General features: G+C 75.0%; 17 protein-coding genes and 2 pseudogenes. 12 read left to right on the top strand and 7 right to left on the bottom strand.

What is annotated here, in order from left to right:
- Positions 1–213: 213 nt before the first annotated feature.
- The 4 genes from RND61_RS02510 to RND61_RS02495 all read left to right on the top strand — a co-directional run bounded on the left by RND61_RS02510 (position 214) and on the right by RND61_RS02495 (position 3602).
- Positions 214–1683 carry a PP2C family protein-serine/threonine phosphatase gene (locus RND61_RS02510; RefSeq protein WP_315875964.1) on the top strand — a complete coding sequence of 490 codons (1470 nt, stop codon included), beginning with the start codon at positions 214–216 and terminating at the stop codon, positions 1681–1683.
- The gene (locus tag RND61_RS02505) at positions 1680–2048 is read left to right on the top strand and encodes an STAS domain-containing protein (RefSeq protein ID WP_315875963.1); all 369 of its coding nucleotides are present in this window, start codon (positions 1680–1682) and stop codon (positions 2046–2048) included. Before RND61_RS02510 ends, RND61_RS02505 begins: the two co-directional genes overlap by 4 nt.
- Positions 2049–3173: 1125 nt before the next feature.
- Complete coding sequence (locus RND61_RS02500) at positions 3174–3365, top strand: thiazolylpeptide-type bacteriocin (protein WP_315875962.1); 192 nt, start codon at positions 3174–3176, stop codon at positions 3363–3365.
- A gap of 54 nt (positions 3366–3419) precedes the next feature.
- Positions 3420–3602, top strand: a complete 183-nt coding sequence (locus RND61_RS02495; RefSeq protein ID WP_315875961.1) for a thiazolylpeptide-type bacteriocin — start codon at positions 3420–3422, stop codon at positions 3600–3602.
- A 207-nt stretch (positions 3603–3809) separates the two neighbouring features.
- On the opposite strand, the gene RND61_RS02490 is transcribed toward RND61_RS02495, so the two are convergent.
- Positions 3810–4190 carry a DUF6479 family protein gene (locus RND61_RS02490; protein ID WP_315875960.1) on the bottom strand — a complete coding sequence of 127 codons (381 nt, stop codon included), beginning with the start codon at positions 4188–4190 and terminating at the stop codon, positions 3810–3812.
- 227 nt (positions 4191–4417) lie between these two features.
- Between RND61_RS02490 and RND61_RS02485 the strand changes: the two genes are divergently transcribed.
- The 3 genes from RND61_RS02485 (at position 4418) to RND61_RS02475 (ending at position 6867) form a co-directional block, all read left to right on the top strand.
- Entirely contained in the window at positions 4418–4807 is a 390-nt protein-coding gene (locus RND61_RS02485) for a rodlin (RefSeq protein WP_315875959.1), read from the top strand.
- Between the two features lie 174 nt (positions 4808–4981).
- On the top strand, positions 4982–5518 hold the full coding sequence (locus RND61_RS02480) for a SigE family RNA polymerase sigma factor (RefSeq protein WP_315875958.1): 537 nt from the start codon (positions 4982–4984) through the stop codon (positions 5516–5518).
- Positions 5519–5574: 56 nt separating this feature from the next.
- Positions 5575–6867: a hypothetical protein gene (locus RND61_RS02475; protein ID WP_315875957.1), complete on the top strand. Its 1293-nt coding sequence runs from the start codon at positions 5575–5577 to the stop codon at positions 6865–6867.
- 235 nt (positions 6868–7102) lie between these two features.
- On the opposite strand, the gene RND61_RS02470 is transcribed toward RND61_RS02475, so the two are convergent.
- From RND61_RS02470 to RND61_RS02460, 3 genes are all read right to left on the bottom strand, one after another.
- On the bottom strand, positions 7103–8770 hold the full coding sequence (locus RND61_RS02470) for a bifunctional 3'-5' exonuclease/DNA polymerase (protein ID WP_315875956.1): 1668 nt from the start codon (positions 8768–8770) through the stop codon (positions 7103–7105).
- Between the two features lie 272 nt (positions 8771–9042).
- The gene (locus RND61_RS02465; protein ID WP_315875955.1) at positions 9043–9603 is read right to left on the bottom strand and encodes a sugar O-acetyltransferase; all 561 of its coding nucleotides are present in this window, start codon (positions 9601–9603) and stop codon (positions 9043–9045) included.
- Between the two features lie 57 nt (positions 9604–9660).
- The gene (locus RND61_RS02460; protein WP_315875954.1) at positions 9661–10479 is read right to left on the bottom strand and encodes an NAD(P)H-binding protein; all 819 of its coding nucleotides are present in this window, start codon (positions 10477–10479) and stop codon (positions 9661–9663) included.
- An 81-nt stretch (positions 10480–10560) separates the two neighbouring features.
- Between RND61_RS02460 and RND61_RS02455 the strand changes: the two genes are divergently transcribed.
- Complete coding sequence (locus tag RND61_RS02455) at positions 10561–10962, top strand: winged helix-turn-helix transcriptional regulator (protein ID WP_315875953.1); 402 nt, start codon at positions 10561–10563, stop codon at positions 10960–10962.
- Positions 10959–12095, top strand: a complete 1137-nt coding sequence (locus RND61_RS02450; protein ID WP_315875952.1) for a DUF2786 domain-containing protein — start codon at positions 10959–10961, stop codon at positions 12093–12095. The genes RND61_RS02455 and RND61_RS02450 overlap by 4 nt, the downstream gene beginning before the upstream one ends.
- Before the next feature lie 78 nt (positions 12096–12173).
- Here the strand turns inward: RND61_RS02450 and RND61_RS02445 are convergent, their stop codons facing one another.
- The 3 genes and pseudogenes from RND61_RS02445 to RND61_RS02435 form a co-directional block, all read right to left on the bottom strand.
- Entirely contained in the window at positions 12174–12662 is a 489-nt protein-coding gene (locus RND61_RS02445) for a hypothetical protein (RefSeq protein ID WP_315875951.1), read from the bottom strand.
- A gap of 67 nt (positions 12663–12729) precedes the next feature.
- Positions 12730–12995, bottom strand: a pseudogene (locus tag RND61_RS02440) (30S ribosomal protein S14); the annotation flags it as partial.
- 31 nt (positions 12996–13026) lie between these two features.
- Positions 13027–13293: pseudogene (locus tag RND61_RS02435) on the bottom strand (hypothetical protein); the annotation flags it as partial.
- A gap of 66 nt (positions 13294–13359) precedes the next feature.
- On the opposite strand from RND61_RS02435, the gene rpmG reads away from it, so the two are divergent.
- Genes rpmG through RND61_RS02420 form a run of 3 tightly spaced genes read left to right on the top strand, consistent with a single transcriptional unit; the run spans position 13360 to position 14941 of the window.
- Positions 13360–13524: a 50S ribosomal protein L33 gene (rpmG, locus tag RND61_RS02430; RefSeq protein WP_026252351.1), complete on the top strand. Its 165-nt coding sequence runs from the start codon at positions 13360–13362 to the stop codon at positions 13522–13524.
- Between the two features lie 5 nt (positions 13525–13529).
- Entirely contained in the window at positions 13530–13802 is a 273-nt protein-coding gene (locus RND61_RS02425; RefSeq protein ID WP_315875950.1) for a type B 50S ribosomal protein L31, read from the top strand.
- Positions 13802–14941 (top strand): CobW family GTP-binding protein, encoded by a 1140-nt coding sequence (locus RND61_RS02420; RefSeq protein ID WP_315875949.1) that lies wholly within the window; start codon positions 13802–13804, stop codon positions 14939–14941. The genes RND61_RS02425 and RND61_RS02420 overlap by 1 nt, the downstream gene beginning before the upstream one ends.

Below are 14941 nucleotides of genomic sequence, written 5' to 3'. Positions count from 1 at the left end.
ACCGGCCGGAACGACATCGTGGGGGAGTACGTGGGCACTGTGACATTGGCTGACCGCGAGCGCGTACGTCCGTGGGTCACGGGCTTCTTCCGCAACTTCTGGACCGGCCGCTCGGTGACGTCTCCTGAGCGGTGACGCTGGGGCGTTCGGTAGGGTTTCGGGGTGCTGACTGTCTGGTCGGTGCCTTCCTGGGGGGATGACGAGACGAGGAACATGCCGGAGCAAGCGAGCCCGCCTGCGATAGCACCGAAGGAACCTCTGGCCGCGTCGGTCGAGGCGGCGCGGATGGCGGCGGTGCGCCGTTACGACATTCTCGACACTCCGCCGGACGGCGCCTACGACCGGGTCGCGGCGCTGGCCGCGCGCCTGTTCGAGGTGCCGGTGGCGACGGTGACGATCGTGGACGAGGACCGGATCTGGTTCAAGGCCACGCACGGCTTGGAGGGTGTCACCGAGATCGGCCGGGATCCGGGGCTGTGCGCCTCGGCGGTCCTGACGGATGACACCACTGTCATCCCCGACACCCTGCTCGATCCGGTCGCCTGCTCCAATCCGCTGGTCGCCGGCCCGATGGGGGTGCGGTTCTACGCCGCCGCTCCGATCATCACCGCCGACGGGTACCGGCTGGGCACGGTCAACGTCCTGGACACCCGCCCCCGCGAGATCAGCGAGGCGGATTCGGCCACGCTCGCGGACCTGGCCGCGGTAGTGCGTGACCAGCTGGAGCTGCGGCTGTCGGCGTTGCGCGTGGTGCGCGCCGAGCAGGAGCGTCGCAAGGTCGAGCAGGACAAGCGCCAGGCGGAGGAAGAGGCCCGACAGCGCGCGGAGCGGGACAAGGCGGCCATCGCCGCGTTCGCCTCCACCCTGCAGCGCACCCTGGTGCCCCCGGCACTGCCCGCGGTACCGGGGCTGGAGTTGGCCTGCCACTACAAGACGGCCTCCCCGCAGGAAGTGGGCGGTGACTTCTACGACGTCTTCCCCGTCGGCGGGGGCCGGTGGGCGTTCTTCCTGGGCGATGTGTGCGGCAAGGGCGCCGAAGCAGCCTCGGTCACCTCACTGACCCGCTACACGCTGCGGGCCGCAGCCCTCGTCGACGCCGAGCCCACGGCCGCGCTCAAGGCCCTGAACGCCGCGCTGCTGCTGGACGCGGCAGTCGGCACCCGCTTCTGCACCGCCGTCTTCGGCCTGCTCGATCCGGCCCGGGACGGCGGTTTCACGGTCACGCTGGCCACCGGCGGCCACCCGCCCGCCTACCACCTGAGCCCCATCGAGGGCGGCGGCGTGCGGGTGGAGGCGGTCCGTGCCAAGGGCGGCATGCTGGTCGGCGCGTTCGCCGAAGCCGCCTTCGCCTCACGTACCCTGCACCTGGCACCCGGCCAGGGATTGCTGCTGTACACTGACGGGCTGACCGAGGCCCGCACCGCCGATGGCCGCATGCTCGCCGACACGGGCCTGATCGACTTTCTGACCCAGCGGCCGGCGCCGGTCAGTGCCGGCTGCCTGATCGACGACACCGTCGCGCTCCTGGACACCCTCCCCGACACCGAACGCGACGACGTGGCACTGCTGGCCCTGTCCGTCCCCACCCCCGATGCCGCTCCCGCGGGCATCACCACCACCGCCCACAGCGCCGCCGCCCCGACCGCCGACACCTCCGTCGGGCAGGAGAACCAACGCCCATGACCGACGCATTCCACATCGACGTCCCGCACACCGACGGCACCCTGGCCGTGATCGCACTGTCCGGTGAGTTCGACATCGCCACCGCCTCCGCCGTGCGGGCCCGCGCCCTGGAACTCATCGCGAACGGCCACCCCGACCTGGTCGCCGACCTGGCGGGCGTCACCTTCTGCGACTCCTCAGGGCTGGGCGCCCTCGTCGGCATCTGGCGCTGCGCCAAGGACGTCGACGGCTCCCTGACCCTGGCGGCCATCCCGGACCGGCTAGGCCGCCTGCTCAGCGTCACCGGGATGGACACCTTCCTGCCCGTCTACCCCAGCGCCGACGCCGCGCTCGCCGCACGCCAAGGCAACCGCACCACCGCCTGAAACCCCTCGCTCGCCAGTCAACAGCCGGCTGGGGCCGACCCGGTCGGACGGCAGCGTGATCCGGTGGGGGTGGTGGGCTCGTACGGCCGTCGGGCCCACCGACACGGTCCGCTCGGCGCCGATGGCGACGTCCGCCTCCGCCGGGGAGGGCCCCTCCCCCGAGTGCCGTCGACAGCCCACCGATGCGCCGCCATAGGAGGCCCGGACGGGCCGGGCCCGTCGCGAAGTCCCCGTCAAGGCGAGTCGGCGAGGCGCCTCCACGCGACGGCCCCCGGGATACGGCAGCGGTCGGCCCACCCCCGGACGCGAGGTGGCGCGGCGCCCGGTGCCCATGGCCGAGCGGGGATGGCCCAAACCGGGTGCGGGGGCAGTCGCAAGCGGAGTTCCGTCGGGTCGGTCGGAACGGGATCGGGTTCGCTCACCGTCCCGGCGGCACCCACCGAGCCGGGCATCGCGCGCCGCCTTCCGCCGTCCGTTCACGGGGCGGTCCCCTCCCGGGGTGCCGTCGGTGACGCGGACGCCCGTGAGGCCGCTCTCGCGCGCTGTCTCGAAATCGCCTCCGGCACCTGTCCGTGGCCCGTGTGCGGAGCAACCTCCGGGAAGCACGGGACCACCGGTAAGCGCTGTTCTCGAAGGGCTGCGGCGGTCGGCGGTCGAGGTACCGGGCCCGTTCGCGGGCCGATGTGGCGGATCGGTGGATTCCGGCCCGTCGCGGCTCAATTGACCACCCCGCCGGCGCACGAGGGGTCTTCACAGGCCCCTCACTCGGTGGCTGTATCCGGAGGTGTCGCGTCCATGGCCGTCGAGGGTGGTGACATGGGGATGAACGCCTTGCCCTGCAAGGCCTGGAGCGGCCAGTTCGGCTTCTCTGGGTGGCTTGAATACGCATCCGCCGCTTATGAGCCAGGGCATCGAACCGGCCAAATCATCAAGGGGCTTGTGAAGGTTCTTGGAGCGCCCGACAGCGGCCATATAGTCGGACCGCACATGCTTGATCACTTGCGGTTGCGGGCGTCCCTCCTGCAGTTCCCGCCGGAGGGGCGTGCTTTCCGCGGACCGCAGGGCTCCATCCGGCACCGTCCGTTCGGTGCCTTCCGGTTCCCACCCTCACAGAAGGAGCTCCGCATGTCCGACAACACCTCCACCCCCGGCTTCGACCTCCAGGACCTGGAGCTGGACCTCAGCGACTTGACCGTCACGTCCATGCGCGACACCGCCGCCCTCCCCGAGGGCGGCGCGTCGTGGGGGTCCTGCTCCTGCCAGGGCTCGTCGTCCTGCGCCCAGCCGCAGCCGGAGACCCCGCTCGCCGCGGGCTGACCGACGCGGGCGCACCTCCCCGTCCACCGCCACCGGCAGACCAAGGAGACATCCATGTCCGACACCACCGGTCTCGCGGGCTTCGACCTCGCGGACCTGGACCTGGGCGAACTCACCGTGACCTCGATGCGCGACACCGTCGCGCTCCCCGAGGGCGGCGCCTCCAACGGAGGCAGTTCCTGCTCCTGCGGATCGTCCTCCTGCGCCACCCCGCAGCTGCCGGACCTCTCGCTCTAGGGACGGCACCCGTGCCGTTCCCGGGCCGCGTCCTCTGACCACGGCCCGGCCGTACGGGACCGACCGCCCCGCCGCCGGGGGGCCCCCCGGGGGGGCCCCCCCGCGGGGGGGCCGGGGCCCGGGGGGGGGCGGGGGGTTGGGGGGGGGGGGGGGGCGCGGCCCGGGGGGGGGGGGGCCGCCCCCCCCCCCCCCGCGGCCGGTGCGGGGTCAGCTACCCGTCGTGGGCCCCCCGCTGCCGAAGCCGCCGCTGGGCGCCCCGCGCCACTTGCGGTCGTCGTCCGACAGGGGGGACGTGTCCGGCTCGGTGTTCTCGTGCTTCAGCTCGTACGGCATCATCCGCCGTTCGCTCTTCGGCACCTCGGCGGGCCTCCGGTGGCCCTCCACCTCGCCCGGCAGCCCGGCGTCCGGCGGCCGGTGCGGCTGCTCCTCGGGGGTCGGGGGCGCCGGCTCCCTGGACCAGATCCGCCGGCCCAGCCAGAACGCGCCGATGAGGAAGCCGACGAGGAGGATGCCCGCCACCAGCGGACCGATCCCGACGATGTGATCCTTCGCGGCGAATTCCGCGCTGTACGTGATGAGAGCGTCCATGGGGCACGCGTACCCCGCCGGGGGCGAACCAGACACCCCGGGCGCGCGGGACGCCCGGGATGCGGCCGTTCGAAACCGTGTTCCGCTCGTACTGTCGTACTGCCGTCAATTCGGATACTCGGCTTTCCCGGCGACAGCACCTTTCGGGTGATCCAGCGCAACCCGGATGGCGCAATGGGGTTGAACAGGGCGACCCAAGACCGGGTCTCGACGAGAAGGATCGCATAATGATCAAGAAGGCTGTGACTACGGTCGGCGTTGCCGCTCTCACCCTCGGCGTGGGGGCTCCGATGGCCTCCGCCGTCGGTGACGACAACACGAACGTGAAGAACTACGGCATCTCCGAGCACATCTACAACATGGACTCGGACGGGTACATGAGCCCGCAGATCGGGCTCATCCAGAACTCGCTCAACGAGCCGTGCATCGCCCTGCCGGGCCAGGCCGACGTCCAGAACCTTCTGCTCAACATCGGCATCCAGGACCTCCTCAAGGACACGCAGGACCAGCAGTGCACGGAGAACTCCACCGCGGTCAAGGGCGACAGCCCCTTCGCGGAGCTCCTGGAGGACGTCCTCTCCGAGAACGGTGCTCCCGTCGCGGAGAACGAGAACTGACGGAGCTCCCACCGGTGAGGGTGGGGAGGGGCCCCGTGTCCGCCGTGGCGGACGCGGGGCCCCTCGCCGTGCGCGCGGGGAGCGTGCCGAAACGTTCCTGTGGAGACGTGAAACATTCCCGGGGGGCCACCGCGTCAGTGGGGTGAACGAGGACAGCGGTGCGAAGGGGAGGGCATGAGAAGGTCCCGTACGGACGAGTTCCTGGAGTTCGCCGCCGCACGGTCCGGGCACCTCTTCCGGTCGGCCTGCCTGCTCACCAGCGGGGACACCCACCTCGCCGAGGACCTGGTGCAGGAGACGCTGGGCCGGATGTACGCGCTGTGGGGGCGCACCGGCCTGATGGGCCGGGCGGCGGCCCGGATCGACAACCCGGCCGGGTACGCCCAGACCGTCCTCGTCCGCGCCTTCCTGAGCCACCGGCGGCGCCGCTCGGCCGACGAGCGGCCGCTCGGCGAACTGCCCGACAGCGCCCACGCCCGCACCCCCGGGGACGACCCGGCACTCCGGGTCGCGCTGCTCGGCGCCCTCGCCGAGCTGGCCCCCAAGGACCGCGCGGTGATCGTGCTGCGCTACTGGGAGGACCGCAGCATCGAGGAGACCGCCCGCGCCATGCAGGTCAGCTCCGCCGCCGTGCGCACCCGGTCGGTGCGCGCGCTGGCGCGGCTCCGGGAGCGGCTCGGCGGCGGCATCGCCGAGTACGCCGCCCGCTGACCCGTTCGACGCACAGCCACGTAGACCACGGACCACGGACTGGATGGAGATTCGACATGCCTGCCGAAGAGAACTTCGAGGGCGAATTCGCCCTCGCCCTGCGCCGCACCGGCGACGGGTTCACGGCGGACGACGGGGACGGCCTGGTGGCCGGGGGACTGGCGCGCGGGCGGCGCCGCGTGGTGCGCCGCCGGGTCGGAACGGTCACCGGGAGCGTGCTGGCGCTCGCCCTGGTCGGGGTCGGGGGCGCGTACGCGACGGACACCCTCGGCGGCGGGGCGGAACCCGCCTCGGTCGCCGCGGCGCCGCCCGCCGTCGCGGGGAAGCCCTCCGCGGCGCCCGTCGACGCCGACGCGCTGCTCGGGATCTTCCGTGGGCTGCTCCCCGCGGAAGGACGGCTGGAGGACGCCCAGGCCCGCGGAACCGCCGACCCGTTCGGGCCGATGGCGAGCGGCGTCTACGACGACGGCCAGGGCAAGGCGGCCGTGAGCATCGGCTTCTTCCACGCGTCCCCCGGCGACGAGGGCTTCACCCAGTGCCCGGACAAGGCGCTCAACGCGTACGACGCCTGCACCACGGAGGACCTGCCCGGCGGCCGGCTGATGATCTACCAGGGCTACGAGTACCCGGACCGCCGCGAGGACACGAAGAACTGGCGGGCCACCCTCCAGAGCGATGACGGCCTGGTCCTCGACCTCAACACGTGGAACGCGCCCGCGCAGAAGGGCGCCGCCGTCTCCCGCACCGACCCGCCGTTCCCGCCCGCCGAGATGAAGCGGATCGTCACCCACACGGCGTGGGCGCCCGTCCTGGAGGCCGTCCGGCACCAGGAGGAAGGGAAGCCCGAGGACGGCGCGTCCGGCTCCCCGGGGAAGTCCGGGCAGGCGCCGGGGCGTGACGGCTCCGCGACGGCCGCGTTCAACGGCGCGGCCGTGCGGCCCACGCTGCTCTCCCTGCTGCCCAAGGAGCTCACCGTCTCCGACAAGGGCGGCCAGGACGAGTACGCGTACGCCGTCGTCGACGACGGCGAGGGCAAGAGCCTCGTCCAGGTCAACGCCCAGCCCGACATGCGCGACGTCGAGGGCGAGCTGTTCCCGGAGGGCGCGTACGAGACGCTGCCCGACGGCACCAAGGTCACCGTCCGACAGCAGCCGGGGGAGAAGGGCGGCGAGGGCGTCGTCATGTGGACCGTCGACACGATCCGCCCCGGCGGCTACCGGGTCGTCGTGTCCGCGTTCAACACCGGCGTCCAGCACGAGCCCGCCACGCGCGCGGAGCCCGCGCTCTCCCTCGACCAGCTCAAGGCCCTCGCGACCAGCGAGAAGTGGCTGAAGCTGATGAAGAAGTAGCGTCCCTCGGGCCGCGCCGAGGCCCGCAGTGCCGTCCCGGGGTGCGCCGGGCCGCGCCGAGCATCCCGCATCATGCCGGGGAGCGCCGGGCCGCGTCGGCTGCGCCGGGCCGCACGGGCCGTATTGGGGCGCGCCGAGGCATGTCTCGCGTCGTGCCGGGTCACGCCGGGCCGCGCCGAGGCCCGCAGTGTCGTCCCGGGGTGCGCCGCGTCGCGCCGGGGCGCGCCGGGACCGGTCACTTCGCATCGGAGTACCGCTCCACCACCGCCGTCGTGAACGGGAACCGCACCGGCGTGTCCCCGAAGGCGATCCGCCCGGCCAGGTCACCGGCCGCGCGGATCGCCGCGGCGACCGCCTCCGCCTCCTCGGCCGGGCAGTGCACGATCACCTCGTCGTGCTGGAAGAACACCAGCTCGGCCCGCATCCCCGCGATCGCCCGCCGCAGCGCGGCCAGCATCAGCAGCGCCCAGTCGGCGGCGCTGCCCTGCACCACGAAGTTCCGCGTGAACCGGCCGCGCGCGCGGGCGTCCGCGCCCGCACCCGCCGGGGCCCGGTCGCCGTCCTGCGGGAGGCCCGCCTCCTCGGCCTCGCCGGCGCCCGCGGCGCGCGGGCTCGTCCGGCCCAGCCACGTACGGACCAACCGGCCCTCCTCGCCCGCGCGGGCCGCGTCGTCGACGTACGCCACCGCGCGCGGGAACCGCCGCCGCAACGCAGCCAGGTTCTTCAGGCCGTCCCCGCTGGTCTGCCCGTAGATCGCGCCGAGCAGCGCCAGCTTGGCGTGGTCGCGGCTGCCCGAGAACGCCCGGTCCGACAGGCGCGCGTACAGGTCGCCGTCGTGTCCCGCCACCTCCATCAGCCCCGGGTCGCGGGAGACCGCCGCCAGCACGCGCGGCTCCAACTGGTCGGCGTCCGCGACGACGAGCCGCCACCCCTCGTCGGCGACGACCGCCCGCCGGATCACCTTCGGGATCTGCAGCGCCCCGCCGCCGTTGGTCGTCCACCGCCCGCTGACCGTGCCGCCCGGCACGTACTCGGGTCGGAACCGGCCGTCGCGCACCCAGTCCTGCAACCAGCCCCAGCCGTGCGCCGTCCAGATCCGGTACAGCGTCTTGTACGCGAGGAGCGGTTCCACCGCCGGGTGGTCGACCTCCGCCAGCTCCCAGCGGCGCGTCGACCGGATCTTGATCCCGGCCTCCGCGAACGCCTTCACCACGTCCGCGGGCAGGTCCGGCCGCACCGGCCGCCCGAACGCCGCCGACACCTCGGCCGCCAGCTCCGCCAGCCGGCGCGGCTCGCCCCCGCCCGCGTACCGCTCGCCCAGCAGCTCGTGCAGCACCTCCCGGTGCACGTCCGCCCGCCACGGCAGGCCGGCCCGGTGCATCTCGGAGGCCACCAGCATCCCCGCCGACTCGGCCGCCGTCAGCAGCCGCATCCGGTCCGGGTGCTCGGCGGCGCCGTGCCTGCGCTGCTGCTCCGCGTACACCTCCAGCAGGCCCTCGAACGGGACCTCCGGGCCGCCGGGGTCCGCGTCGAACAGCGGGGACTGCGCGCCCGGCTCGGCCGCCCGGGTGGGTCGGTCGGGCGGCACCGGGCGGTGGTGCAGCCGTGCCCAGGCGGCCGCCGCCGACCGGGGCTCGCCCAGCCGTCCCTCGTGGCCGAGGAGCAACTGCTCGGCGGCCTCGATGTCGTAGCACCGCTCGACGCGCACGCCCGCGGCGAGGAGCCGCGGATGGAGGTCGGCCGTGGACCGCCACACCCACCGGCCGACCTCCGGCCGCGACCGCACCGCCGCCACCAGGTCGGGCTCGGTGACGACGGGACCGGCGGGCAAACCGTCCCGGCCGAGGGGGACGAGCCTCGCACCGCCGCCCTCGACACCGTCCAGCGCCCACCGCTCGCTCACGGGAGCGAGTCTGGCACCCGCCACTGACAATCCCCCGCAGCCCGCGTCGGTCCCGGCCCGTCGCCGGGGCGCTCCTGCTCCCGCTCACGGGCACGGCGGGCACGGCGGGCACGGCGGATGCGGCGGGGACCCGAGGGAGCCCGGAGGGCCGAGAGCCCGAGGACCCGGAGGCCCGGGACCCACGGACCCGCAGGCCCGGAGCCCCGGGGCGCGACGGGCCGAGGTACGGCGGATCGGGGTGCGGCGGGGCCGGGGTGCGGCGGGGCCGGTCCTCACGGTTCGAGGGACCGGACCACCCGCGCCGGGCCGCCGACCGCGAGCACCCCGGCCGGCAGGTCCCGGGTGACGACGGAACCGGCGCCGACCACCGTGTCGGCACCGATCGTCACCCCCGGGCAGACGATCACCCCGCCGCCCAGCCAGACGTCGTCCCCGATCGTGATCGGCGCGGCCCGCTCCCAGCCGGCCCGCCGCCGCCCGGCGTCCAGCTCGTGCTCCGACGTGAGGAGCTGCACGTTCGGGCCGATCTGGACGTCGGCGCCGACCGTGATGGGGGCGCAGTCCAGGAAGACGGCGTTGACGTTGACGAACGTTCGGTCGCCGATGCTGACGTGGTACCCGAAGTCGCAGTGGAACGGCGGCCTGATCCGCACGCCCTCCCCGACCGCGCCGAGCAGTTCCCGCAGGATCCGCATCCGCTCCTCCGCCGGGGCGGGCGGCAGCGCGTTGTGGGCGGCGCACAGCGCGATCCGCCGTTCGGTGTCGGCGGCCAGTTCGGGGTCGTCGGGCAGGTACCACTCCCCGGCCAGCATCCTCCGCTTGTTCTCCCCCACGGCCCGCTCCCTCCGCCTCCGCCGCCCCGCTCTCGGGGGCCTGGCTCCCGGGGAGCCCTACCCCACCGCGCGCGCGTACACGTCCACCGCCGGGCGCGGCTCCCGGCCGAGCAGCCCGCGCAGGTGGCCGCGGGGCACGCCGGTGCCGTCCAGGAAGCCGTGGGCTATCGCCGAGTACGTGCCGAGGAGCATCGGCACCTGGAACGGCGCCGCTCCCGACGCCGCGATCGCCGCCCGGGCCGCGGCGAGCCCGTCACCCGGCTCGTACGTCCCCGACACCGCCGCCGCCAGGTCGGCGCCGCCCAGCGGGACCTCCCCGACCAGCTCGTACACCCGGCCGGTGTGCGGCGCCGGGTCGACGGCCACCCGGAACGCCGCCTCGGCCAGGTCCGCCCGAGCCACCGCCGCGAGGGCGCCCCCGCCGAGGGGCGCCGTGATCCGGCCGTCGGCGTCCGGCCCGGCGAGCGCCGCCAGCAACTCGGCGTACAGGCCGTTGCGCAGCACCGTCCACGCCGTCGGCGAGGCGCGCAGCCGCCGTTCGGTCCAGCGGTGGGGGAGGGCGTACGGCAGGTGGTCGCCGTCCCCGGAGAGGCTGGTGTAGACGACGTGCCGCACCCCGGCCTCCTCCGCCGCGTCGATCGCCGCCCCGTGGCGGGCCGTGACGACGTCGTCCTCGCCGTAGCCTGCGGAGACGAGCAGCAGGGTGTCCACCCCCGCGAAGGCGCCGGGCAGCGATCCCGGGTCGTCGAAGTCCACCCGGCGCGCTCCGGGCCGGCCGTCCGGCGAGCGGGTGCCGAGCAGGACGTCGTCGCGGCCCGCGGCGTGCCCGGCGACCAGCCCGCCGAGCCCGCCCGAGACACCGGTGATCAACAGCATGGGAATGCCCCCCGTTCCGTGGACGTGTGCGCTGCGACCATGGTGGTCGTGGTGGCGGCGTATGCATAAGGAGGCACTTTCATGTCCGTGGGGCACACGGAGGTAACCGGCGGGGATGCACCCGCCGGGTTGAGCTGCGCGGAGGACTGCGGCGTACGCGACGTGCAGGACCGGCTCGGCGACAAGTGGACGGTGCACGTCGTCGTCGAACTGGCCGGGGGCGTGCGGCGCTTCAGGGAGCTCCAGCGGCTCGTCCCGGGCATCTCGCAGCGCATGCTCACCCTCACGCTGCGCCGCCTCGAACGCGACGGCCTGGTCACGCGGACCGTGCGCCCCACCGTGCCGCCGCAGGTCGCGTACGAGCTGACCGCGTCCGGGCGCGACCTGACGGGGCTGGTCAAGGCGCTCGTCGACTGGTCCCTCGCCCACCGCGAGGCCATCGCGGACGCCCGCCGCGCCTACGACGAGCGGGAGCGGACGTGAACGCCGGGCCGGGCGGCGGGTCGACCGTCGAACGGGCCCTCGGCGCCGCCCTGTACGCGGACGGCACCGCCGCCCTCGACACCGCCGCGTCGCTGCTCGCCGCCGACCCGTCCGCCGACGCGGAGTTGGCGCGGCGCGGCGAGGAACTGCTGCGCCGGGCCTGGGCGCGCGGCTGGCAGCCCGCCGACGTGGTGCGGCTCGTCCGCCGGGACCTGGAGGCGCACCACGTGCGGCTCGTGTCCGCGCTGGTCGCCGCCGAGTCCGCCGGGTACGCGCACGTGCCGCCGCGCTGGCGGGACCAGCTCGCCGCGCTGGACACCGAGCCCTGGCGGGCCGACCGGTTCTCGTACGCGACGGCCGTACTGGAGCTGTACCGCCTGCTGGCCCGGCTGCCCGCCCTGGAGCCGGTCGCCCCGCCGCCGGGCACCGCCCCGCTGACGGCGCCGGTCGCGGGCGAGCCGCGCACGCTGGCCCGGATCCGCGCCCTGCTGGCCAAGGCGGAGGCGACGGACTACCCGGAGGAGGCGGAGGCGCTGACGGCGAAGGCCCAGGAGCTGATGGCCCGCCACAGCCTGGACGAGGCGGCCCTCGCCGCCCGCGCGCACGGCGGTCCCGCCCCGGACGAGCCGTCGGCCGTACGGATCGGCGTGGAGCCCCCGTACGAGACGGCGAAGGCGATCCTGCTGGACGCGGTCGCCGGCGCGAACCGCTGCCGCGCCGTGTGGAACGAGGAGTTCGACTTCTCGACCGTCGTCGGCTACGAGGCGGACCTGGAGGCGGTGGAGCTGCTGTACACCTCGCTGCTGGTGCAGGGGCAGGCCGCGATGGCGAAGGCGGAGGCGGCGCAGCGGGCGGGGGGCCGGAAGCGGACGAAGACGTTCCGGCAGTCGTTCCTGCTGGCGTACGCGCAGCGGCTCGGCGACCGCCTGTCGGCCACGTCCCGCAGGGTCACCGCCGGGGAGCCGACGCTGCTGCCGGTCCTGGCGGCGCGGGACGTGGCGGTGACCGCCCGTACGGACCGGATGTTCCCGGGCGCCACGACGACCCGGGTCAGGGGCGCCACGGACCCGGCCGGCTGGGACCACGGCAGGGCCGCGGCGGACCGGGCCGACACGGGCCGCGCGGCGCCCTGAGCCGTACGCCCCGCAGCCGTCGCGGTCGAGGGGCGGCGGTGGTCGCGGGGCGGTGGTCGTCCTACGACCGTGGTGGTCCTACGGCTGCGGCGGCAGCGACGGCAGGGGCGGGATGGACGGCAGGTTCGTGGGCAGGCCGCTGACGGCCGGCTTGGAGAGCGTGTCGGTCTTGCCGGAGTCCCAGGCGACGACCAGCCGCTCGCCGTCGGCGGAGCGGATCGTGCCCGACGCGCGGTCGGTGTCGCCGTCCTTGCAGGTGAGGGCGAGCGTCAGGGCGTCGCCCTCCTTCGCGGTGCCCTGGCAGACGTGCGCCTCGCTGATCACCACGGCCTGGCCGCCCTTGTTGACCGTCAGCGTGACCGGCTTGCCGTCCGTCGTCCCCAGCCAGGTGCCCTCGGCATCGGCGAGGGCCACCCCGGCGGCCTTCGAGGTGCCGGCGGACGGTGCGGCCGAGCCGCCTGAGCCGCCCGTCGCCGCGCTCTCGTCGTTCGAGCCGCAGGCGGTCAGCGCGACGGCCGAGACCAACACGGCCGCGACGGCCGCACCCTTCCGTACCAGCTTCTGCACGATCAAGTCCCCCTAGTCGGATGATCAGTTCGCGCCAAGCTACCAGGAAGGGCTCACAGCGCCATCGGGACGACGTGCGCCCGCCGGGCGGGGATCCGGCGTGCGCCTGCTCCCGCGGACGCGGCCGCGAGATGCCGGACGTCCGCACGCGGCCGCGGGGTCGGCGCCCGCGGCGTCCCGGTCGCGAACCCGCGTGGCGCCGGCGTCGCGCGGCCGGTGACGCGATTCGGCCCGAACGGCCGGGCGTTCCGCCCCCAGGGTGCCCGGTCGGCGGATGAGCTCCTTGAGTTCGGCGCGACGGGCGGCGTACCGCTCGACGACGGCCCTGTGCCGGCCGCCCCGCCGCCGATGCCCTCCTTCGCCGTCAGGCCCTCACCCCCCCCGCGCGGACGCGGGCGACGGCCGCTCCGCCGCCGATCGCGTCGACGGTCCTGATGCCGCGGGCGCCGAGGGCGAGTCGCACGTACCGGCCCTCGCCGGGGAGCCGGTGGTGCCCGTGCCGGACGGTGGGGCCGAAGCGGCGGGACGCGTACCGACGGTACGTGTACCGGCGGGGGCGGGGGCAGGGTGCGGTCGCCGAAGCCCGGCGGGCGCCGGTCGGCCGGGCGCCGGTCGGCCGGCAGCGGGCGGAGAAGAGTGACCCACCTCTCGGGAAACTCTCTTGGTAATGGAAACCATTTCCATTTACTCTGTCCCCATGGCCCGCAACGAACTACGCCCGATCATCAAGCTCCGGTCCACCGCCGGAACCGGCTACACCTACGTGACCCGCAAGAACCGCCGGAACGACCCCGACCGCCTCACCCTGCGCAAGTACGACCCGGTCGTCGGCCGGCACGTCGACTTCCGAGAGGAGCGCTGACCGCCGTGAAGCCCGGAATCCACCCCGCGTACGGACCTGTCGTCTTCCGCGACAAGGCGGGCGGCTTCGCCTTCCTCACCCGGTCCACCATGACCAGTGACAAGACCGTGGAATGGGAGGACGGCCGCACCTACCCCGTCGTCGACGTCGAGATCTCCTCGGCGAGCCACCCCTTCTACACCGGCCAGGCGCGCGTCCTCGACACGGCCGGGCGCGTGGAGAGGTTCGAGCGCCGCTACGGCGCGGCCGGGGCCGCCGGGCGGCCCGAGGCCCGCTGATGCCGTCCGTCCCCCTCTCCGTCGCCCTCGTCGGCGGACTCCACTCCGACGCCCGCCGCGCCGCCGTCGACCGGCTGCTCGCCTCCGTGCCGGGCAGTGTCGCGCTCCACCACGACCTGTCCGCCGCCGTCGAGCGCGGCACGGTCGTCCGGACGGTCCGCGACGCGAGCGGCGTGCTCTCCACCGGCGAGGCACCGCTCGTCAACGACTGCGCCTGCTGCACGCTCCGCGAGGACCTGGTGCCCGAGCTGGGGCGGCTCGCCGACGCCGGCCTGACCCGGCTGGCCGTCGTGGAGCTGTGGGACTCGGTCGAGCCCCGGGCGACGGCCGAGGCCGTGGCCGCCGCCGGGCTCGACCTGACGGGGGTCGCCACCGCCGTGGACCCCGCGCTGGTCCTCCCGTACCTGGGCAACGGCGACGACCTGGCGGACGCCGGACTCGCGTCCGCCGCCACGGACCGGCGGACGATCGCCGACACCTGGGCCCGGCAGGTGGAGTACGCGCCGGTGCTCGCCGTCCTGGACGGCCCGGACGCCGGCGACGAGGACCGCGCGCTGCTCTCCCAGCTCCACCCGACGGCCCGCCGGGTCGCCGTGCCGGACGGGGACCTGGCCACGGCCCTCCTGGCCGGGTTCGACGTGGGGGCCGCGGCCGCCGCCCAGCACCCGGCCTGCGCGCTGCTCCCGCAGGAGGCGGACGCGGCCGGCGTGGGCACGTACGTGTGGCGCGCCCGCCGGCCCTTCCACCCCGGGCGGCTGTACGCGGCGCTGGAGGACCTGGCCTGCGCCGCCGCCCGCAGCCGCGGCCGCTTCTGGCTCGCGGACCGGCCCGACACGCTGCTCGCCTGGGACGCGGCGGGCGGCGCCCTGTGCGTGGAGAGCGCCGGCCCGTGGCTGGCCGCGCTGCCGGACGCCGCCTGGGAGATGGTGCCGGCGGTGCGCCGGGCCGCCGCCGCGCTGGACTGGGAACCGGAGTTCGGCGACCGCTGCCAGCACCTCGTCTTCACCTCGCCCGGCCTGGACCGCGAGGGGCTCGCCGAGCTGCTCGGCTCCTGCCTGCTCACCGACGCGGAGTACGCCGCCGGCCGTACGGCCTGGAAGCGGCTCCCGTCCGCCTTCGACACGCTCCTGGAGGTCTGA

Origin of the sequence: Streptomyces tamarix (assembly GCF_032423885.1) — a bacterium.
Lineage (GTDB): Bacteria > Actinomycetota > Actinomycetes > Streptomycetales > Streptomycetaceae > Streptomyces > Streptomyces tamarix.
Note: the sequence above shows the minus strand (reverse complement) of the source record. Positions and strands in the feature narration are given on the sequence as shown.